Origin of the sequence: Streptomyces sp. NPDC014995 (assembly GCF_043080745.1) — a bacterium.
Taxonomy (GTDB): domain Bacteria; phylum Actinomycetota; class Actinomycetes; order Streptomycetales; family Streptomycetaceae; genus Streptomyces.
Map to the genome: position 1 here is coordinate 369,744 of NZ_JBIBVX010000003.1, position 16,709 is coordinate 386,452.

Genomic DNA, 16,709 nt, shown 5'->3' on the forward strand with positions numbered 1-16,709 from the left:
CAGGTGTGGGGCGATTAGGTTCCTCACCGGTCCGTATCCGACAGTTCGACATCCGAGGTGACGTAGGCGTGGCTCTTCCGCCCCTTACCCCCGAACAGCGCGCAGCCGCGCTCGAAAAGGCCGCCGCGGCTCGCCGGGAGCGGGCCGAGGTCAAGAATCGACTCAAGCACTCCGGCGCCTCCCTCCACGAGGTCATCAAGCAGGGTCAGGAAAACGACGTCATCGGCAAGATGAAGGTCTCCGCCCTGCTCGAGTCCCTTCCGGGCGTGGGCAAGGTCCGCGCCAAGCAGATCATGGAGCGACTCGGCATCTCCGAGAGCCGCCGGGTGCGCGGTCTCGGGTCCAACCAGATCGCCTCTCTGGAGCGCGAGTTCGGCGACACCGCCAAGTGAGTCCGAGGTGCTCCGGACCGAGCGTCCCGGGCACTGCGGGACAACTGGAATAATCGCTGCATGAGTGAACGTCCGCGGCTGACCGTGCTCTCCGGCCCCTCAGGGGTCGGCAAGAGCACGGTCGTCGCCCATATGCGCAAGGAACACCCCGAGGTCTGGCTCTCGGTGTCGGCGACGACCCGCAAGCCCCGCCCGGGCGAGCAGCACGGAGTCCACTACTTCTTCGTCACCGACGACGAGATGGACAAGCTGATCGCCAACGGCGAACTGCTGGAGTGGGCCGAGTTCGCCGGCAACCGCTACGGCACTCCGCGGGCCGCCGTGCTGGAGCGCCTGGAGGCGGGTGAGCCCGTGCTGCTGGAGATCGACCTCCAGGGCGCGCGGCAGGTCCGCGAGTCCATGCCGGAGGCCCAGCTGGTGTTCCTGGCTCCGCCCTCCTGGGAGGAGCTGGTGCGCAGACTCACCGGACGCGGCACCGAGCCGCCCGAGGTGATCGCACGCCGTCTGGACGCGGCGAAGGTCGAACTCGCGGCCGAGCCGGAGTTCGACGAGACCCTGGTCAACACCTCCGTCGAGGATGTAGCGCGCGAGCTGCTAGCCTTGATGGATGTCGTGTGATCACGATTGCCGTGGTCACCGCCCGTCTTTTCCCATCCATCGGAAGGTAGAGCGTGTCCTCTTCCATCTCCGCGCCCGAGGGCATCATCAACCCGCCGATCGACGAGCTCCTCGAGGCCACCGACTCGAAGTACAGCCTCGTGATCTACGCGGCCAAGCGGGCCCGCCAGATCAACGCGTACTACTCGCAGCTCGGCGAGGGCCTCCTCGAGTACGTCGGTCCGCTCGTGGACACCCACGTCCACGAGAAGCCGCTCTCGATCGCCCTCCGCGAGATCAACGCCGGCCTGCTGACGTCCGAGGCCATCGAGGGCCCGGCTCAGTAGTATTTTCGGTTCGCAGTTGGTTTTTCCACAGGCCCGGCAGCATCACTGCCGGGCCTGTGGTGTGTGATGGACTCGTACGCCGGGAGCCGAGGCGTGCGTATCCGAGGTTCGGGGAGAGACGGTGGACAAGCCGAGGGTCGTGCTCGGGGTCAGTGGTGGCATCGCCGCCTACAAGGCCTGCGAGCTGCTGCGCAGACTGACGGAATCCGGCCATGACGTGCGGGTCGTGCCCACCGCCTCCGCCCTGCACTTCGTCGGCGCCGCGACCTGGTCCGCCCTCTCGGGGAACCCGGTCTCCACCGAGGTCTGGGACGACGTCCACGAGGTCCCCCACGTCCGCATCGGCCAGCACGCCGACCTGGTCGTCGTCGCCCCCGCCACCGCCGACCTGCTCGCGAAGGCCGCCCACGGCCTGGCGGACGACCTGCTGACGAACACCCTGCTCACCGCCCGCTGTCCGGTCGTCTTCGCCCCGGCGATGCACACCGAGATGTGGGAGCACCCGGCCACCCAGGAGAACGTGGCGACACTGCGCCGTCGCGGCGCCGTCGTCATCGAGCCGGCCGTCGGCCGCCTCACCGGCGTCGACACCGGCAAGGGGCGGCTGCCCGACCCTGCCGAGATCTTCGAGGTCTGCCGCCGCGTTCTGGCCAGAGGCGTCCGCGAGCCCGACCTCACCGGCCGCCATGTCGTCGTCAGCGCCGGCGGCACCCGTGAGCCCCTCGACCCCGTCCGCTTCCTCGGCAACCGCTCCTCCGGCAAGCAGGGCTACGCCCTCGCCCGCACCGCCGCCGCCCGCGGCGCCCGGGTCACGCTGGTCGCGGCCAACACCGGCCTGCCCGACCCGGCGGGCGTCGACGTCGTCCAGGTCGGCACGGCCGTGCAGCTGCGCGAGGCCGTCCTCAAGGCGGCCGCGGACGCCGACGCGGTCGTCATGGCGGCCGCCGTCGCCGACTTCCGCCCGGCGGCGTACGCGGCCGGCAAGATCAAGAAAAAGGACGACCGGGATCCGGACCCCATCGTCCTCGTGCGAAATCCGGACATCCTCGCGGAGATCTCCGCCGAGCGCGCCCGCCCGGGCCAGGTGGTCGTCGGCTTCGCCGCCGAGACGGACGACGTGCTGGCCAACGGCCGGGCGAAGCTGCGGCGCAAGGGCTGCGACCTGCTCGTGGTGAACGAGGTGGGGGAACGCAAGACCTTCGGCTCCGAGGAGAACGAAGCCGTCGTCCTGGGCGCCGACGGCAGCGAGACCCCCGTACCGCACGGGCCGAAGGAAGCACTGGCCGAAACCGTGTGGGACCTGGTGACGGGACGCCTGGGCTGACTGTTTGATGCGCTTCGCCGTTCCCTACCAACCTTGCGCGATTGGGCGTGGCGCCCCTGGCCACGGCACTCGGCATTCGGCAGAATGCCCGTGCCGCAGGTCACAGCGCTCCCGAGAGGCGAGACGGGTGGGCCGGTGGTGAAGCGCGACCGATAAACTGTTCAAGGACGACGCCGGGCGCAGCCTCCGTCGCGTCCGCCAATGATCAGCCAGCAGCCGCTGCAACCCCAGGGAGCGTTGTGTCCCGTCGCCTGTTCACTTCGGAGTCCGTGACCGAGGGTCACCCCGACAAGATCGCTGACCAGATCAGCGACACCATTCTCGACGCGTTGCTCCGTGAGGACCCGACGTCCCGGGTCGCCGTCGAGACGCTGATCACGACCGGTCTGGTGCACGTGGCCGGTGAGGTCACCACCAAGGCGTACGCGCCGATCCCGCAGCTCGTCCGGGACAAGATCCTGGAGATCGGCTACGACTCCTCCAAGAAGGGCTTCGACGGCGCCTCCTGCGGTGTCTCCGTGTCGATCGGCGCGCAGTCCCCGGACATCGCCCAGGGTGTCGACGCGGCGTACGAGTCGCGGGTCGAGGGCGACGAGGACGAGCTGGACCGTCAGGGCGCCGGTGACCAGGGCCTCATGTTCGGCTACGCCTCCGACGAGACGCCGACGCTGATGCCGCTGCCGATCTTCCTGGCCCACCGTCTGTCCAAGCGCCTGTCGGACGTCCGCAAGAACGGGACCATCCCCTACCTGCGCCCCGACGGCAAGACCCAGGTCACCATCGAGTACGACGGCGACAAGGCGGTCCGCCTCGACACGGTCGTCGTCTCCTCGCAGCACGCGTCCGACATCGACCTGGACTCGCTGCTCGCTCCCGACATCCGCGAGTTCGTCGTGGAGCCGGAGCTGAAGGCGCTGCTCGACGAGGGCATCAAGCTCGACACCGAGAACTACCGTCTGCTGGTCAACCCCACCGGCCGCTTCGAGATCGGCGGTCCGATGGGCGACGCCGGCCTGACCGGCCGCAAGATCATCATCGACACGTACGGCGGCTTCGCCCGCCACGGCGGCGGCGCCTTCTCCGGCAAGGACCCGTCCAAGGTGGACCGGTCCGCGGCGTACGCGATGCGCTGGGTCGCGAAGAACGTCGTCGCCGCGCGCCTGGCCGCGCGCTGCGAGGTCCAGGTCGCCTACGCGATCGGCAAGGCCGAGCCGGTCGGCCTGTTCATCGAGACCTTCGGCACGCACCAGATCGACCCCGAGAAGATCGAGAAGGCCATCGACGAGGTCTTCGACCTCCGTCCGGCCGCGATCATCCGCGACCTCGACCTGCTGCGCCCGATCTACGCCCAGACCGCCGCGTACGGTCACTTCGGTCGTGAGCTGCCCGACTTCACGTGGGAGCGCACGGACCGGGTGGAGGCGCTGCGGAAGGCGGCGGGTCTGTAGTCCCGCACCCAGTCGTCCAGCGGGCCCGGCTCTCTTCCGCGGAGAGCCGGGCCCGTCCCCGTTGAGGGCCCCGGCGCGGGAATCGTCCCGGGCCCAGGTCCCGGTGGGGGGCTCGCTCTCACGGCGGTGCGGAGCCGTACGGACGTCCCGGTTGTCAGTGGCGTTTGGTAAGAATGCAAGCGTGAGCAGCGAGAACGGGCAGGGGGGCGGTGGCGGCGGGGAAGGGGCGCCGCCGGAGCAGCTCGCGCTGATCCGGGAGAGTGTGCGCCAGGCCAAGGTGCCGCGGGCGAAGCCGCGGACGTGGCGGGGGGCCGCGTTGGCCGAGGAGTTGCCGGTGGCGCGGGTGCTCGTCGACAAGGGCGTGCTGCATCTCGACCGGTACTTCGACTACGCGGTGCCGGCCGAGCTGGATGCCGACGCCCAGCCGGGGGTGCGGGTGCGGGTGCGGTTCGGGGCCGGGCGCGGGCGGGTGCGTGAGGGACGGCGTGAGGGCGGGGGGCTCATCGACGGGTTCCTGGTCGAGCGGCTCACCGAGTCGGACTACGCCGGTCCGCTGGCCGCCCTGGCCCAGGTGGTGTCGCCCGAGCCCGTGCTGAGTCCGGAGCTGCTCGGACTGGCCCGGGCGGTCGCCGACCGGTACGCGGGAAGCCTGGCGGACGTGCTGCAACTGGCCGTGCCGCCGCGCAGCGCGCGGGCCGAGCGGAGGCCCTCGCCCCCGCCGCTCCCACCGCCGGAGATGCCGGCGGTGGGGTCCTGGGCGCGGTACGAGCAGGGCGGCGCGTTCCTCCGGGCGCTGGCTTCGGGAGCGTCCCCGCGGGCCGTGTGGAACGCCTTGCCCGGGCCCGGGTGGAGCGAGGAGGTGGCGCGGGCCGTCGCCGCGACGCTGGCCTCCGGACGCGGGGCCCTGGTCGTCGTACCGGACGGGCGGGCCGCGGCGCGGGTGGATGCCGCGCTGACCGGTGTGCTGGGGGAGGGGCGGCACGCGCTGCTCACCGCCGACGCCGGGCCCGAGAAGCGGTACGGCGAGTGGCTGGCCGTGCGGCGGGGGGCCGTGCGGGCGGTCGTCGGGACACGGGCCGCCATGTTCGCCCCGGTGCGTGACCTCGGTCTGGTGGCCATCTGGGACGACGGGGACGACAGCCACAGCGAGCAGCACGCTCCGCAGCCGCATGCGCGCGACGTGCTGCTGCTGCGGGCGGCGCAGGACAAGTGCGCCTTCCTGATGGGTGGGTGGAGCTGCACCGTCGAGGGCGCGCAGCTCGTCGAGAGCGGGTGGGCGCGGCCGCTGGTCGCCGCGCGGGAGCAGGTGCGGGGCGCGGCTCCGCTCGTGCGGACGGTGGGGGACCAGGACCTCGCCCGTGACGAGGCCGCCCGGGCCGCCCGGTTGCCCACGCTCGCCTGGCAGGCGGTGCGGGAGGGGCTGCGGCAGGGGCCGGTGCTCGTGCAGGTGCCGCGGCGGGGATACGTGCCGCGGATGGCGTGTGCCGACTGCCGGGCGCCGGCGCGCTGCCGGCATTGTTCCGGGCCGTTGGAGGCGCGGGACGGCGGGGCGCTGTCGTGCGGGTGGTGCGGGCGGGAGGAGAGCGCCTGGCACTGCCCGGAGTGCGGGGGCTTCCGGCTGCGGGCGCAGGTCGTCGGGGCGCGGCGGACCGCCGAGGAACTGGGGCGGGCCTTTCCCGCGGTCCCGGTGCGGACGTCCGGGCGTGAGCATGTGCTGGACACCGTGCCGGGGACGCCCGCGCTCGTGGTGAGCACACCGGGCGCCGAACCGGTCGCCGAGGGCGGGTACGCGGCGGCCCTGCTGCTGGACGGCTGGGCCATGCTGGCCCGGCCCGACCTACGGGCCGGGGAGGACGCGCTGCGACGGTGGATCGCCGCCGCCGCGCTGGTACGGCCGCAGGGTGACGGGGGGACGGTGGTCGTCGTCGCCGAGCCGACCCTGCGGCCCGTGCAGGCGCTGGTGCGGTGGGATCCCGTCGGGCACGCCGTGCGCGAGCTCGCCGAGCGGGCCGAGCTGGGTTTTCCGCCGGTGTCGCGGATGGCGGCGGTGGCGGGCACGGCGGAGGCGGTGGCCGAGTTCCTCGGGACCGTGGAGTTGCCGGCGGAGGCCGAGGTGCTGGGGCCCGTTCCGCTGCCGGTCACGCCCGCGGGGCGGGCACGGCGGCCGGGGGGGCCGCCTCCCGGCGAGCAGTGGGAGCGGGCGTTGATCCGGGTGCCGCCGGGGCGGGGGGCCGCGCTGGCCTCCGCGCTCAAGGCCGCGCAGGCCGCGCGGATGGCTCGGGGTGGCAGCGGGGGTGGGGGACCGGCGGTGTGGGTGCGGATCGATCCGCCCGACATCGGGTGACGAGCCGTGGAGGCTCGGATCGGCGCGGGCTTGCGGCGGGCCGGCGGGTGGCGTTGACGCCGGATACGCGGCTGCCCTCCCGACCAGGTGCCGGGAGGACAGGTGGGGGGCGCGGTGGGCCGGGCCGCGGTGACCCGCGGCCGGAAGGGAGGATCAGCCGTTGCGCGGGCCGGGGAAGGCCGACGGTCTCGCCTCGTCGCGCAGGGACGGGCTGCCCGCCGTCGGCTGCGTCGGCATCGAGCGGGCGGCGGGGACCGCCGGGACTGTCGGGACCGCCGGGACTGCCGGGACCGCCGGGACCGCGGGGATCGCGGTGCCCACGTTGACCGTACGGTTGGCCGAGGGCTCCGTCGGCCGGTCGGGCTCCGCCGTCGCCTGGGCGGCGGCACGGCGGGAGCCGTAGCGCCGGTGGACGGCCTGCTTGGTGACGCCGAGCGCGGAGCCCACCGCGTCCCACGAGAAGCCGAGCGAGCGGTCGAAGTCCACCGCCGCGGTGACCAGGGTCTCGACGCTGTCTCGCAGCTCCTGCGCGAGGCGGACCGTGGGGGCGGGGGCGCGTCCGTAGACGACGAAGCCCGTGGAGGGACCGGAGCGGCGCGGACGGTAGACGTTGCCCAACTGGGCGGTCAGGGTGCGCAGTGCGTCCACCTGCCGGCGGACCCGCTCGATGTCCCGCACCAGCAAGTGCAGGCTGGCCCGGGCCTGGGCGTCGTGGGTTGCGTGGTCGGCCATGAACAAGCCTCTCGAACCGGCGTTGAAGAGAAAGGGTCGGGCCGCTGTGGGGAGCGGCCCGGTGTGGTCAACTCTGTCTTGACCAACGCGGGGCAGCTCCGCCGGTCACGGTGTGGGGGCGTATGGGCATATGCGTACGCCCCCTTCGCGGGGGTGTGCGCGGCCCGACGCGCGGCGTTCGCCTCCTTCGTGGGGGGTGTGCGGCCCGACGCGCGGCGTTCGCCTCCTTCGTGGGGGGTGCGCGGATCGGCCCCCGGCGTTCGCCGTCGGGTTCTCCCACCCGCGCACCGTCCGTGCCCCTTGGACGAGAGGCGGACGCCCCCCGTCGTTGGCCGTCCGCCCTCAGCGGCTTTCCCCTTCCTCCCCAATAAACTTGGGCGTTGCCCGTCGTCCCTTCCTCCGAGAGGCCCGTGCCCACCCATGAAGCTCGTCTTCGCCGGTACCCCCGAGGTCGCCGTTCCCGCCCTGGACGCCCTGATCGCCTCCGGGCGGCACGAGGTGGCCGCCGTCGTCACGCGGCCCGACGCTCCGGCGGGGCGGGGGCGGAGGCTGGTCGCGTCTCCCGTGGCCCAGCGGGCCGAGGAGGCCGGCATCGAGGTGCTGAAGCCGGCCCGGCCGCGCGAGCCGGAGTTCCTGGAGCGGCTCGGGGAGATCGCCCCGGACTGCTGTCCGGTCGTCGCCTACGGCGCCCTGCTGCCCAAGGTGGCCCTCGACATCCCGGCCCACGGCTGGGTCAACCTGCACTTCTCGCTGCTGCCCGCCTGGCGGGGTGCCGCGCCCGTGCAGCACGCCATCATGGCGGGGGACGAGATCACCGGCGCCTCCACCTTCCTCATCGAGGAGGGGCTCGACTCCGGGCCCGTCTACGGGACGGTCACGGAGGAGATCCGGCCCACCGACACCAGCGGGGACCTGCTGACGCGGCTCGCGTTCGCGGGCGCCGGGCTGCTCGCCGCCACCATGGACGGGATCGAGGACGGCTCGCTGAAGGCCGTACCGCAGCCGGCCGACGGCGTCTCCCTCGCTCCCAAGATCACGGTCGAGGACGCGCGCGTCGACTGGAGCGCCCCGGCGCTGCGTGTCGACCGGGTGGTACGCGGGTGCACGCCCGCCCCCGGCGCCTGGACCACCTTCCGGGGCGAGCGGCTGAAGCTGATCCAGGTGCAGCCGGTCCCGGGGCGCGGCGACCTCGCGCCGGGCACGCTGGGCGTCGGCAAGAACAGCGTCCACGTCGGCACCGGGTCGTACGCCGTCGAGCTGCTGTGGGTGCAGGCACAGGGCAAGAAGCCGATGCGGGCGGCGGACTGGGCCCGGGGGGTGCGGATCGCGGACGGCGAGCGCGTCGGGGCGTAACGCTCCTGCACGGGCCCCGGTCCGCCCGACGTAGGCTGGGTGGGTCTTCCTTCCTGCAATCCGGAGCACCTTTTTCGTGAGCGATCAGCCCCGCCGTTCCCGCCCCACCGGCAAGCCCTACCGCCGGCCCAAGAAGGACCCCGTCCGCATCCTCGCCTTCGAGGTGCTGCGGGCCGTGGACGAGCGGGACGCGTACGCCAACCTCGTGCTGCCGCCGCTGCTGCGCAAGGCGCGCGAGGGCGGGGATTTCGACGGACGGGACGCGGCCCTCGCCACCGAGCTGGTGTACGGGACGCTGCGGCGGCAGGGGACGTACGACGCGATCATCGCCGCGTGTGTCGACCGGCCGCTCAGGGAGGTCGATCCTCCCGTGCTCGACGTGCTCGGTCTCGGCGCGCACCAGCTGCTCGGGACGCGGATCCCGACCCACGCGGCCGTGTCCGCCTCGGTCGAGCTGGCGCGGGTGGTGCTGGGCGACGGGCGGGCCAAGTTCGTCAACGCCGTGCTGCGCAAGATCGCGCAGCACGATCTCGACGCGTGGATCGAGAAGGTCGCGCCGCCTTACGACGACGACCCCGAGGACCATCTCGCCGTCGTGCACTCGCACCCGCGATGGGTCGTCTCCGCGCTGTGGGACTCCCTCGGCGGCGGGCGGGCCGGCATCGAGGACCTGCTGGAGGCCGACAACGAGCGGCCCGAGGTGACCCTGGTCGCGCGGCCCGGGCGGGCCACGGTCGACGAGCTGCTGCGCGAGGAGGCCGCCGTGCCGGGGCGCTGGTCGCCGTACGCCGTACGGCTCACCGAGGGCGGCGAGCCCGGCGCCATCGACGCCGTACGGGAAGGGCGCGCGGGGGTGCAGGACGAGGGCAGCCAGCTCGTGGCGCTCGCGCTCGCGGGCGCGCCCCTCGACGGGCCCGACGAGAAGTGGCTGGACGGGTGTGCCGGGCCCGGTGGCAAGGCCGCGCTGCTGGCGGCCCTCGCGGCCGAGCGGGGCGCCCTGCTGCTCGCCTCGGAGAAGCAGCCGCACCGGGCCGGGCTCGTGGCCAGGGCCCTGGACGGGAACCCGGGGCCGTACCAGGTGATCGCCGCCGACGGGACGCGTCCGCCGTGGCGGCCCGGGTCCTTCGACCGCGTGCTGATGGACGTGCCCTGCACCGGGCTCGGCGCCCTGCGGCGACGGCCCGAGGCGCGGTGGCGGCGCAGGCCGGAGGATCTGGACGGGTTCGCGCCCCTCCAGCGCGGGCTGCTGCGGACCGCGCTGGAGTCCGTACGGGTCGGGGGCGTCGTCGGGTACGCCACCTGCTCGCCGCACCTCGCCGAGACCCGGGCCGTCGTGTCCGACGTCCTCAAGCAGCACGCGGGGGCCGAGCTGATCGACGCCCGGCCGCTGCTCCCCGGTGTGCCGGCCCTGGGCGACGGCCCCGACGTCCAGCTGTGGCCGCATGTGCACGGGACCGACGCGATGTACCTGGCGGTCGTACGGCGGACCGCGTGAGCTGAGCGGGGGTGGACGACCGGGCGGGACCGGCCGGCCGCGTGGTGGTGCGCAGGGCGGCCCGCACGGGCGGCGGCGCCGAGGGCACCGGCCGGTCCGCGCGGTTCACAGGGGCGGATGGGCGGCAGCGGGCGGTGGGGCGGATGGGCGGCAGCGGGCGGTCCGGGCTCGCGGGGCGCGGGGGGACCGTGCGGCCGGTCGCGGGCGGTCCGTGCCGTCGTGCGACCGCCTCCACCGGGGACCGATGCCGCCAACCCCTGGAGGGCATGGCAGGCTTGGGTCATGGCCGCGCAGATCAACCCCAGCATCCTGTCCGCCGACTTCGCCCGCCTAGCGGACGAGGCACAGGCGGTCGCGGGAGCCGACTGGCTCCATGTCGACGTCATGGACAACCATTTCGTCCCGAACCTCACGCTCGGCGTGCCGGTCGTGGAGTCGCTGGCCCGTGCGACGGACACTCCGCTGGACTGCCACCTGATGATCGAGGACCCCGATCGGTGGGCCCCGCAGTACGTCGAGGCGGGTGCCTCGTCCGTCACCTTCCATGTCGAGGCGGCCGCCGCGCCGGTCCGACTCGCCCGTGAGATCCGGGCCAAGGGCGCCCGCGCCTCCATGGCGCTCAAGCCCGCGACGCCGATCGAGCCGTTCGAGGACCTGCTGCCCGAGCTCGACATGCTGCTGATCATGACCGTCGAACCGGGCTTCGGAGGCCAGGCCTTCCTCGACATCATGCTTCCGAAGATCCGCCGCACCCGCGAGCTGATCGGCAAGCACGGCCTTCAGCTGTGGCTCCAGGTGGACGGCGGTGTCTCGGCCTCGACGATCGAGCGGTGCGCCGACGCCGGCGCCGACGTCTTCGTGGCCGGGTCGGCCGTGTACGGTGCCGAGGACCCGGCCGAGGCGGTCCGTGGCCTGCGCGCACAGGCGGAAGCGGCCACCGCCAAGGCGTCGTGGGCGTGCGACCACTGAGCCACAGCTACGTGAACGGCTCTCATCAGGGCTGATCGAGTGCGCCGGATCTGCAAGGATGAACGGCGAATCCAGAGTGTGAACAGCAGTGAGGAGATCGCCGTGTCGGGTATGTCGGCGGGCCGGTCAGCCATGCGGATGGGACCCGCTGAGCTGGTGCAGGCGGCGGCCATGGCCCGCCGCTTCTACCTCGAGGGGAAGTCCAAGATCCAGATCGCGGAGGAGTTCGGCGTCAGCCGCTTCAAGGTGGCCCGGGTCCTGGAAACCGCTCTCGAACGGGATCTCGTGCGTATCGAGATCCGCGTGCCGGCCGAACTGGACGCCGAGCGCTCCGACGCGCTCCGTGCCCGGTACGGCCTCAGGCACGCCGTCGTGGTCGAGTCCCCGGCCGATGCCGAGGAGTCGCCCGATCCCGAGAACCTGGGAGAAGTGGCCGCCGACCTGCTCGGCGAACTCGTCAACGAGGGGGACGTCCTGGGCCTGGCCTGGGGCCGCTCCACCATCCACATGGCGGCGGCGCTGGACCGGCTGCCGCCCTGCACGGTGGTCCAGCTGACGGGCGTGTACGACGCCGGGACCGCCGAGCGCGGCTCGGTCGAGGCCGTCCGCCGCGCCGCCCAGGTGTCCGGCGGAGACGCGCACCCCATCTACGCGCCGATGCTGCTGCCGGACGCGGCCACCGCGACCGCGCTGCGCCACCAGACCGGGATCGCCCGGGCCTTCGAGTACTTCGACAAGGTCACGGTCGCCTGCGTCTCCATCGGCTCCTGGGAGCCGGGCATCTCGACGGTGCACGACATGCTCAGCGACGAGGAGCGGGCTCACTACGCCTCGCTCGGCGTCGCCGCCGAGATGTCCGCGCACCTCTTCGACGCCGAGGGCCGCCGGGTCGGGCGCGACCTGGGCGAGCGGTGCATCACGGTCAAGGCGGACCAGCTCCGCCGTATCCCCGAGGTCGTCGCGATCGCGGGCGGGCAGCGGAAGGCGGCCGCGATCGACGCGGTGCTGCGGTCCGGGCTCGTCACCAGCCTGGTGACGGACACCTCGGCCGCGGACTACCTGATGACGGCCGGGCCGACGCCGAAGCCGGCGCTCAACCGGGCGGATCCGGACGGGGTCTGACGGGACGTCATGCGGGGGCGGCCGTGACGGCAGACCGTCGCGGTACGCCCCTGCGTGTCATGCGCATGTTGTTCTGGTCGGGTGCCTGTCGTCCGCCGGCGCCGGAACCGCCCGTGGCGCTCGCCCTGCGGGGCGATACGGGAGCTCGGCCGCCGGGCCGGGCGGCATCCCCTTGGACGTTCCTCCATACAGCCCCCTGACCAGCCTGGACGATCGTCCCGGGCAGGGCATCCCGGGCTTCGTGGGACACTGAAGTACGTGCTTTTCCCCCTGGCTGACCGGTCCGGGGGTCACCTCTGATCGACTGGGATGTGCAGCACGTGCGTTTCCTCAACGACATCCAGCCCGCCTACGACCTCACCTACGACGACGTCTTCATGGTGCCGAGCCGCAGCGCGGTCGGATCTCGTCAGGGCGTGGACCTCGGCTCCCCGGACGGCACGGGAACCACGATCCCGCTGGTCGTCGCCAACATGACCGCCGTCGCCGGCCGCCGTATGGCCGAGACCGTGGCCCGGCGCGGCGGTCTCGTGGTGATCCCGCAGGACATTCCGATCGACGTCGTCACCGAGGTCATCTCCTGGGTGAAGAGCCGCCACCTGGTGCTGGACACCCCCATCGTGCTCTTCCCGCACCAGACCGTCGCCGACGCGCTGGCCCTGCTGCCCAAGCGCGCGCACAACGCCGGTGTCGTCGTGGACGACGACCACCGGCCCGTCGGCGTGGTCACCGACGCGGACCTCACCGGCGTCGACCGCTTCACGCAGCTGACCGAGGTCATGTCCAAGGACCTGCTGCTCCTCGACGCGGACATCGACCCGCGCGAGGCCTTCAACAGGCTGGACACGGCCAACCGCCGCTATGCCCCCGCCGTCGACGCGGACGGCCGGCTCGCCGGCATCCTCACCCGCAAGGGCGCCCTGCGCGCCACGCTGTACACGCCGGCCACCGACGCGCGGGGCCGGCTGCGGATCGCCGCGGCCGTCGGGATCAACGGCGACTTCGCGGACAAGGCCAAGCTGCTGCTCGACGCGGGCGTCGACACGCTCGTCATCGACACGGCGCACGGCCACCAGGAGTCGATGCTCAACGCGATCAAGCTGGTCCGTGACCTCGACCCGCAGGTGCCGATCGCCGCGGGCAACATCGTCTCCGCCGAGGGCGTCAAGGACCTCGTCGACGCGGGTGCCGACATCATCAAGGTCGGCGTCGGCCCCGGCGCCATGTGCACCACCCGCATGATGACCGGGGTGGGCCGGCCGCAGTTCTCCGCCGTCCTGGAGTGCGCCGCCGAGGCGAAGAAGTACGGCAAGCACGTGTGGGCCGACGGCGGTGTCCGCCACCCGCGCGACGTCGCCATGGCCCTGGCGGCCGGCGCGTCCAACGTGATGATCGGCTCGTGGTTCGCGGGCACGTACGAGTCGCCGGGCGATCTCCACCAGGACGCGAGCGGCCGCCTCTACAAGGAGTCGTTCGGCATGGCCTCCGCGCGCGCCGTGCGCAACCGCACGGCCGAGGAGTCGGCGTACGACCGGGCCCGCAAGGCACTGTTCGAGGAGGGCATCTCCACCTCCCGGATGTTCCTCGACCCGGGCCGCCCGGGCGTCGAGGACCTGATCGACTCGATCATCGCTGGCGTCCGCTCCTCCTGCACCTACGCCGGCGCCGCCTCCCTGGAGGAGTTCGCCGAGAAGGCCATCGTCGGCGTCCAGAGCGCGGCCGGCTACGCGGAGGGCAAGCCGCTGCACGCCAGCTGGAGCTGACCCGACGCTGATCCAGCACCCCTTTGCGCACGGCCCCCGCCGACCCGGCCACCACCGGGAGAACCGGGGGCCGTTCGCCTGCCCGGCGGCCACGTCGGCCTCATGGAGATCACCGTCTGCGGCGCCGCCGACGTGGCGCTCCTCGACCGGCACATCGGCCCACCGGGAGCCACGTCCTGCCACGCCCGCCGGTTCGCACGCCAGGAGCGGGGCGAGAGCACGTACCTCGTCGCCTGGCGGGACGGGCGGCCCGTCGGGCACGCGGAAGTGCGCTGGACCGGCTGTGACGCCCCGGCCGTGCGCGCCGCGCGGCCAGGCTGCCCGGACATCGGCGGGCTCGGCGTACGGCCCGAGGAACTCCGCTCACGGGGCATCGGCACGGCCCTCGTGCACGCCGCCGAAGAACTGGCCAGGGAACGGGGCATCACCGTCGTCGGCCCCGGCGTCGCGAAGGACAACCCGCGCGCGGCCGCCCCCTACGCCCGGCTCGGGTACCGGCCCCTGATCGACTACGTCGACCGCTGGTCGTCCGAGGGCACCGACGGCACGACCCACGAGTGCGTCGACCCGTGCAGCCTCCTCGTCGGGGAATCGCGCCGGCCGGCCCCTGCGCAAAGGTCGACAGCGCCCGCGCAACAAATGCACGGCCACCCGCGAGGAACGCAATGATCTTACGGTGACGCGCAAGGTTGCTGCATTACAACGGCAACGCTCCTCCTCGTAGGGTCATGCGCTGTACGTGGCGTGGCGGGGACCCCGCTCGGTGGGTTCCTGCTCGCGCAGGGCTGCCTCCGGCCCCCGCCGCCCCGATCGGCAGCGACAAAGGAGTCAGCGCGTGCTCGACCAAGGCGCACCCCCGCAGCAGCGCAGTCAGACCGCCCCCGCGTCCCCGGGGCTCGGCGCGCGCCTCATGCGGCGCAAGCCCGTGGAACGCCTGGTCGCCGAGGGCGGCCAGGGAGAGGGAGGGTCTCTCAGGCGTTCCCTGGGGCTGTGGCAGCTCACCATGATCAGCATCGGTGCGACGCTTGGCACCGGCATCTTCGTCGTGCTCGGCGACGCCGTCCCCGAGGCCGGCCCCGCGGTCACCCTCGCCTTCGTGATCGCCGGTCTCACGGCGCTGTTCTCGGCCCTGTCCTACGCCGAGCTGGCGGGCAGCATCCCGGTCGCCGGTTCCTCGTACTCGTACGCATACGCAACCATGGGCGAACTCGTCGCCTGGGTCTGCGGCTGGTGCCTGGTGCTGGAGTACGGCGTGTCGGTGGCCGCCGTCGCCGTCGGCTGGGGCGAGTACCTGAACGAGCTGCTCGACGGGACCATCGGGGTCACCATCCCGGCCGCGCTGTCCTCGGCGCCGGGGGAGGGCGGGATCATCAACCTGCCCGCCCTGATCGTCGTCCTGCTGGCGATGGTGTTCCTGCTCGGCGGGGTGCGGGAGTCCGCGCGCGCCAACACGATCATGGTCGTGGTGAAGATCGCCGCGCTGGTGCTGTTCTGCGCGGTCGGCTTCATGGGCTTCAAGTCCGGCAACTACGCCGACTTCATGCCGCTCGGCATGGCCGGCGTCAGCGCCGCCGGTGCCACGCTGTTCTTCTCCTACATCGGGTTCGACGCCGCCTCCACCGCGGGCGAGGAGGCGAAGGACCCCAAGCGCGACCTGCCGCGGGCGATCATGCTGTCGCTGATCATCGTGACCGCGCTGTACGTGCTGGTCGCGGCGGTCGCCGTCGGCGCCTGGAACTGGAAGAAGTTCGAGGGCTCCCAGGCCTCGCTCAGCGCGATCACGAACGACGTCAGCGGCCAGAGCTTCTGGGGCACCCTGCTCGCGCTCGGCGCCGTCATCTCCATCGCGAGCGTGGTCCTCACCGTGCTCTACGGCCAGACCCGCATCCTCTTCGCGATGTCCCGCGACGGTCTGGTGCCCAGGGCGCTCGGCAAGGTCGATCCGAAGACCGGCGCCCCCCGCCTCAACACGGTCATCGTGTCCCTCTTCTGCGGCGTCCTCGCCGCCATGATCCCGCTGGGCAAGCTCGTCGACGCCACCAGCATCGGCACGCTGTTCGCCTTCGCGCTGGTCAACATCGCGGTGATCGTCCTGCGGTACAGGCGCCCGGAGCTGGAGCGCACCTTCAAGGTGCCGTTCGGCCCGGTCCTGCCGCTCCTGGGCTTCGCCTTCTGCGCGTACAACATGTTCAGCCTCGACACCGTGACCTGGGTCGTCTTCGGGTGCTGGATGGCCGCGGGTCTCGTGTTCTACTTCCTGTACGGCTATCGCCGCTCCCGTCTTGCCGCGCCAGAAGTGAAGTGAACCACCCTCCGTGCTGAACGATCTCGACGAACGCATCGTGCACGCCCTCGCCGAGGACGCCCGCCGCTCCTACGCGGACATCGGGCAGCTCGTCGGACTCTCCGCGCCCGCCGTGAAACGGCGCGTGGACCGGCTGCGCGCCACCGGAGCCATCACCGGCTTCACCGTGCGCGTCGACCCCGCGGCCCTCGGCTGGGAGACCGAGGGGTTCGTCGAGATCTACTGCCGGCGCAACACCTCTCCGGAGACGATCCAGCGGGGTCTGGAGCGCTATCAGGAAGTCGTGGCCGCCTCCACCGTCACCGGGGAGGCGGACGCGGTCGCCCAGGTCTTCGCCGCCGACATGCGCCACTTCGAGCGCGTGCTGGAGCGCATCGCGGGGGAGCCGTTCGTGGAGCGGACGAAGTCCGTGCTGGTGCTGTCCCCGCTGCTGCGCCGGTTCTCCTCCGGATCGCCCACCTGAGCCTCCTGAGCCTCGCGTGAGGGCCCGGGCCGCCCGCGTGAAAGCGGTGGTGAGC

General features: G+C 72.7%; 15 protein-coding genes. 14 read left to right on the forward strand and 1 reads right to left on the reverse strand.

The window, feature by feature from the left end; genetic code table 11:
* Positions 1-68: 68 nt before the first annotated feature.
* The 6 genes from ACF1A1_RS09140 to ACF1A1_RS09165 all read left to right on the forward strand — a co-directional run bounded on the left by ACF1A1_RS09140 (position 69) and on the right by ACF1A1_RS09165 (position 6,452).
* A complete protein-coding gene (locus ACF1A1_RS09140) occupies positions 69-392 on the forward strand; it encodes an integration host factor (RefSeq protein ID WP_189936491.1) in 324 nt (107 codons plus the stop codon).
* A gap of 60 nt (positions 393-452) precedes the next feature.
* Positions 453-1,010 carry a guanylate kinase gene (gmk, locus tag ACF1A1_RS09145; protein ID WP_391647024.1) on the forward strand — a complete coding sequence of 186 codons (558 nt, stop codon included), beginning with the start codon at positions 453-455 and terminating at the stop codon, positions 1,008-1,010.
* A gap of 53 nt (positions 1,011-1,063) precedes the next feature.
* Positions 1,064-1,336: a DNA-directed RNA polymerase subunit omega gene (rpoZ, locus tag ACF1A1_RS09150; RefSeq protein WP_003977348.1), complete on the forward strand. Its 273-nt coding sequence runs from the start codon at positions 1,064-1,066 to the stop codon at positions 1,334-1,336.
* A gap of 121 nt (positions 1,337-1,457) precedes the next feature.
* Entirely contained in the window at positions 1,458-2,660 is a 1,203-nt protein-coding gene (gene coaBC, locus ACF1A1_RS09155; RefSeq protein WP_391647026.1) for a bifunctional phosphopantothenoylcysteine decarboxylase/phosphopantothenate--cysteine ligase CoaBC, read from the forward strand.
* A 239-nt stretch (positions 2,661-2,899) separates the two neighbouring features.
* Positions 2,900-4,108 carry a methionine adenosyltransferase gene (gene metK, locus ACF1A1_RS09160; RefSeq protein ID WP_391647028.1) on the forward strand — a complete coding sequence of 403 codons (1,209 nt, stop codon included), beginning with the start codon at positions 2,900-2,902 and terminating at the stop codon, positions 4,106-4,108.
* A gap of 181 nt (positions 4,109-4,289) precedes the next feature.
* Positions 4,290-6,452 carry a primosomal protein N' gene (locus tag ACF1A1_RS09165; protein WP_391647032.1) on the forward strand — a complete coding sequence of 721 codons (2,163 nt, stop codon included), beginning with the start codon at positions 4,290-4,292 and terminating at the stop codon, positions 6,450-6,452.
* Positions 6,453-6,605: 153 nt separating this feature from the next.
* Here the strand turns inward: ACF1A1_RS09165 and ACF1A1_RS09170 are convergent, their stop codons facing one another.
* A complete protein-coding gene (locus ACF1A1_RS09170; RefSeq protein WP_391647034.1) occupies positions 6,606-7,184 on the reverse strand; it encodes a hypothetical protein in 579 nt (192 codons plus the stop codon).
* 420 nt (positions 7,185-7,604) lie between these two features.
* On the opposite strand from ACF1A1_RS09170, the gene fmt reads away from it, so the two are divergent.
* From fmt to ACF1A1_RS09210, 8 genes are all read left to right on the forward strand, one after another.
* The gene (gene fmt, locus ACF1A1_RS09175) at positions 7,605-8,537 is read left to right on the forward strand and encodes a methionyl-tRNA formyltransferase (protein ID WP_391647036.1); all 933 of its coding nucleotides are present in this window, start codon (positions 7,605-7,607) and stop codon (positions 8,535-8,537) included.
* Between the two features lie 76 nt (positions 8,538-8,613).
* A complete protein-coding gene (locus tag ACF1A1_RS09180) occupies positions 8,614-10,032 on the forward strand; it encodes an RsmB/NOP family class I SAM-dependent RNA methyltransferase (protein ID WP_391647038.1) in 1,419 nt (472 codons plus the stop codon).
* Positions 10,033-10,314: 282 nt separating this feature from the next.
* Positions 10,315-11,001, forward strand: a complete 687-nt coding sequence (gene rpe, locus ACF1A1_RS09185) for a ribulose-phosphate 3-epimerase (protein ID WP_391647040.1) — start codon at positions 10,315-10,317, stop codon at positions 10,999-11,001.
* Positions 11,002-11,079: 78 nt separating this feature from the next.
* Positions 11,080-12,123, forward strand: a complete 1,044-nt coding sequence (locus ACF1A1_RS09190) for a sugar-binding transcriptional regulator (protein ID WP_391647042.1) — start codon at positions 11,080-11,082, stop codon at positions 12,121-12,123.
* Positions 12,124-12,443: 320 nt separating this feature from the next.
* Positions 12,444-13,886: a GuaB1 family IMP dehydrogenase-related protein gene (locus ACF1A1_RS09195; protein ID WP_391647206.1), complete on the forward strand. Its 1,443-nt coding sequence runs from the start codon at positions 12,444-12,446 to the stop codon at positions 13,884-13,886.
* Between the two features lie 102 nt (positions 13,887-13,988).
* Entirely contained in the window at positions 13,989-14,555 is a 567-nt protein-coding gene (locus ACF1A1_RS09200) for a GNAT family N-acetyltransferase (RefSeq protein ID WP_391647044.1), read from the forward strand.
* 166 nt (positions 14,556-14,721) lie between these two features.
* Positions 14,722-16,191: an amino acid permease gene (locus ACF1A1_RS09205; RefSeq protein ID WP_391647046.1), complete on the forward strand. Its 1,470-nt coding sequence runs from the start codon at positions 14,722-14,724 to the stop codon at positions 16,189-16,191.
* Positions 16,192-16,201: 10 nt separating this feature from the next.
* The gene (locus ACF1A1_RS09210; RefSeq protein ID WP_276111955.1) at positions 16,202-16,654 is read left to right on the forward strand and encodes an Lrp/AsnC family transcriptional regulator; all 453 of its coding nucleotides are present in this window, start codon (positions 16,202-16,204) and stop codon (positions 16,652-16,654) included.
* The last annotated feature ends 55 nt before the right edge of the window (positions 16,655-16,709 follow it).

What these genes read in the sequence shown, in the direction of transcription:
- ACF1A1_RS09170 (WP_391647034.1), bottom strand. Translation starts at nt 7,184, where the DNA reads ATGGCCGACCACGCAACCCACGACGCCCAGGCCCGGGCCAGCCTGCAC.
- rpe (WP_391647040.1), top strand. Translation starts at nt 10,315, where the DNA reads ATGGCCGCGCAGATCAACCCCAGCATCCTGTCCGCCGACTTCGCCCGC.
- fmt (WP_391647036.1), top strand. Translation starts at nt 7,605, where the DNA reads ATGAAGCTCGTCTTCGCCGGTACCCCCGAGGTCGCCGTTCCCGCCCTG.
- ACF1A1_RS09200 (WP_391647044.1), top strand. Translation starts at nt 13,989, where the DNA reads ATGGAGATCACCGTCTGCGGCGCCGCCGACGTGGCGCTCCTCGACCGG.
- gmk (WP_391647024.1), top strand. Translation starts at nt 453, where the DNA reads ATGAGTGAACGTCCGCGGCTGACCGTGCTCTCCGGCCCCTCAGGGGTC.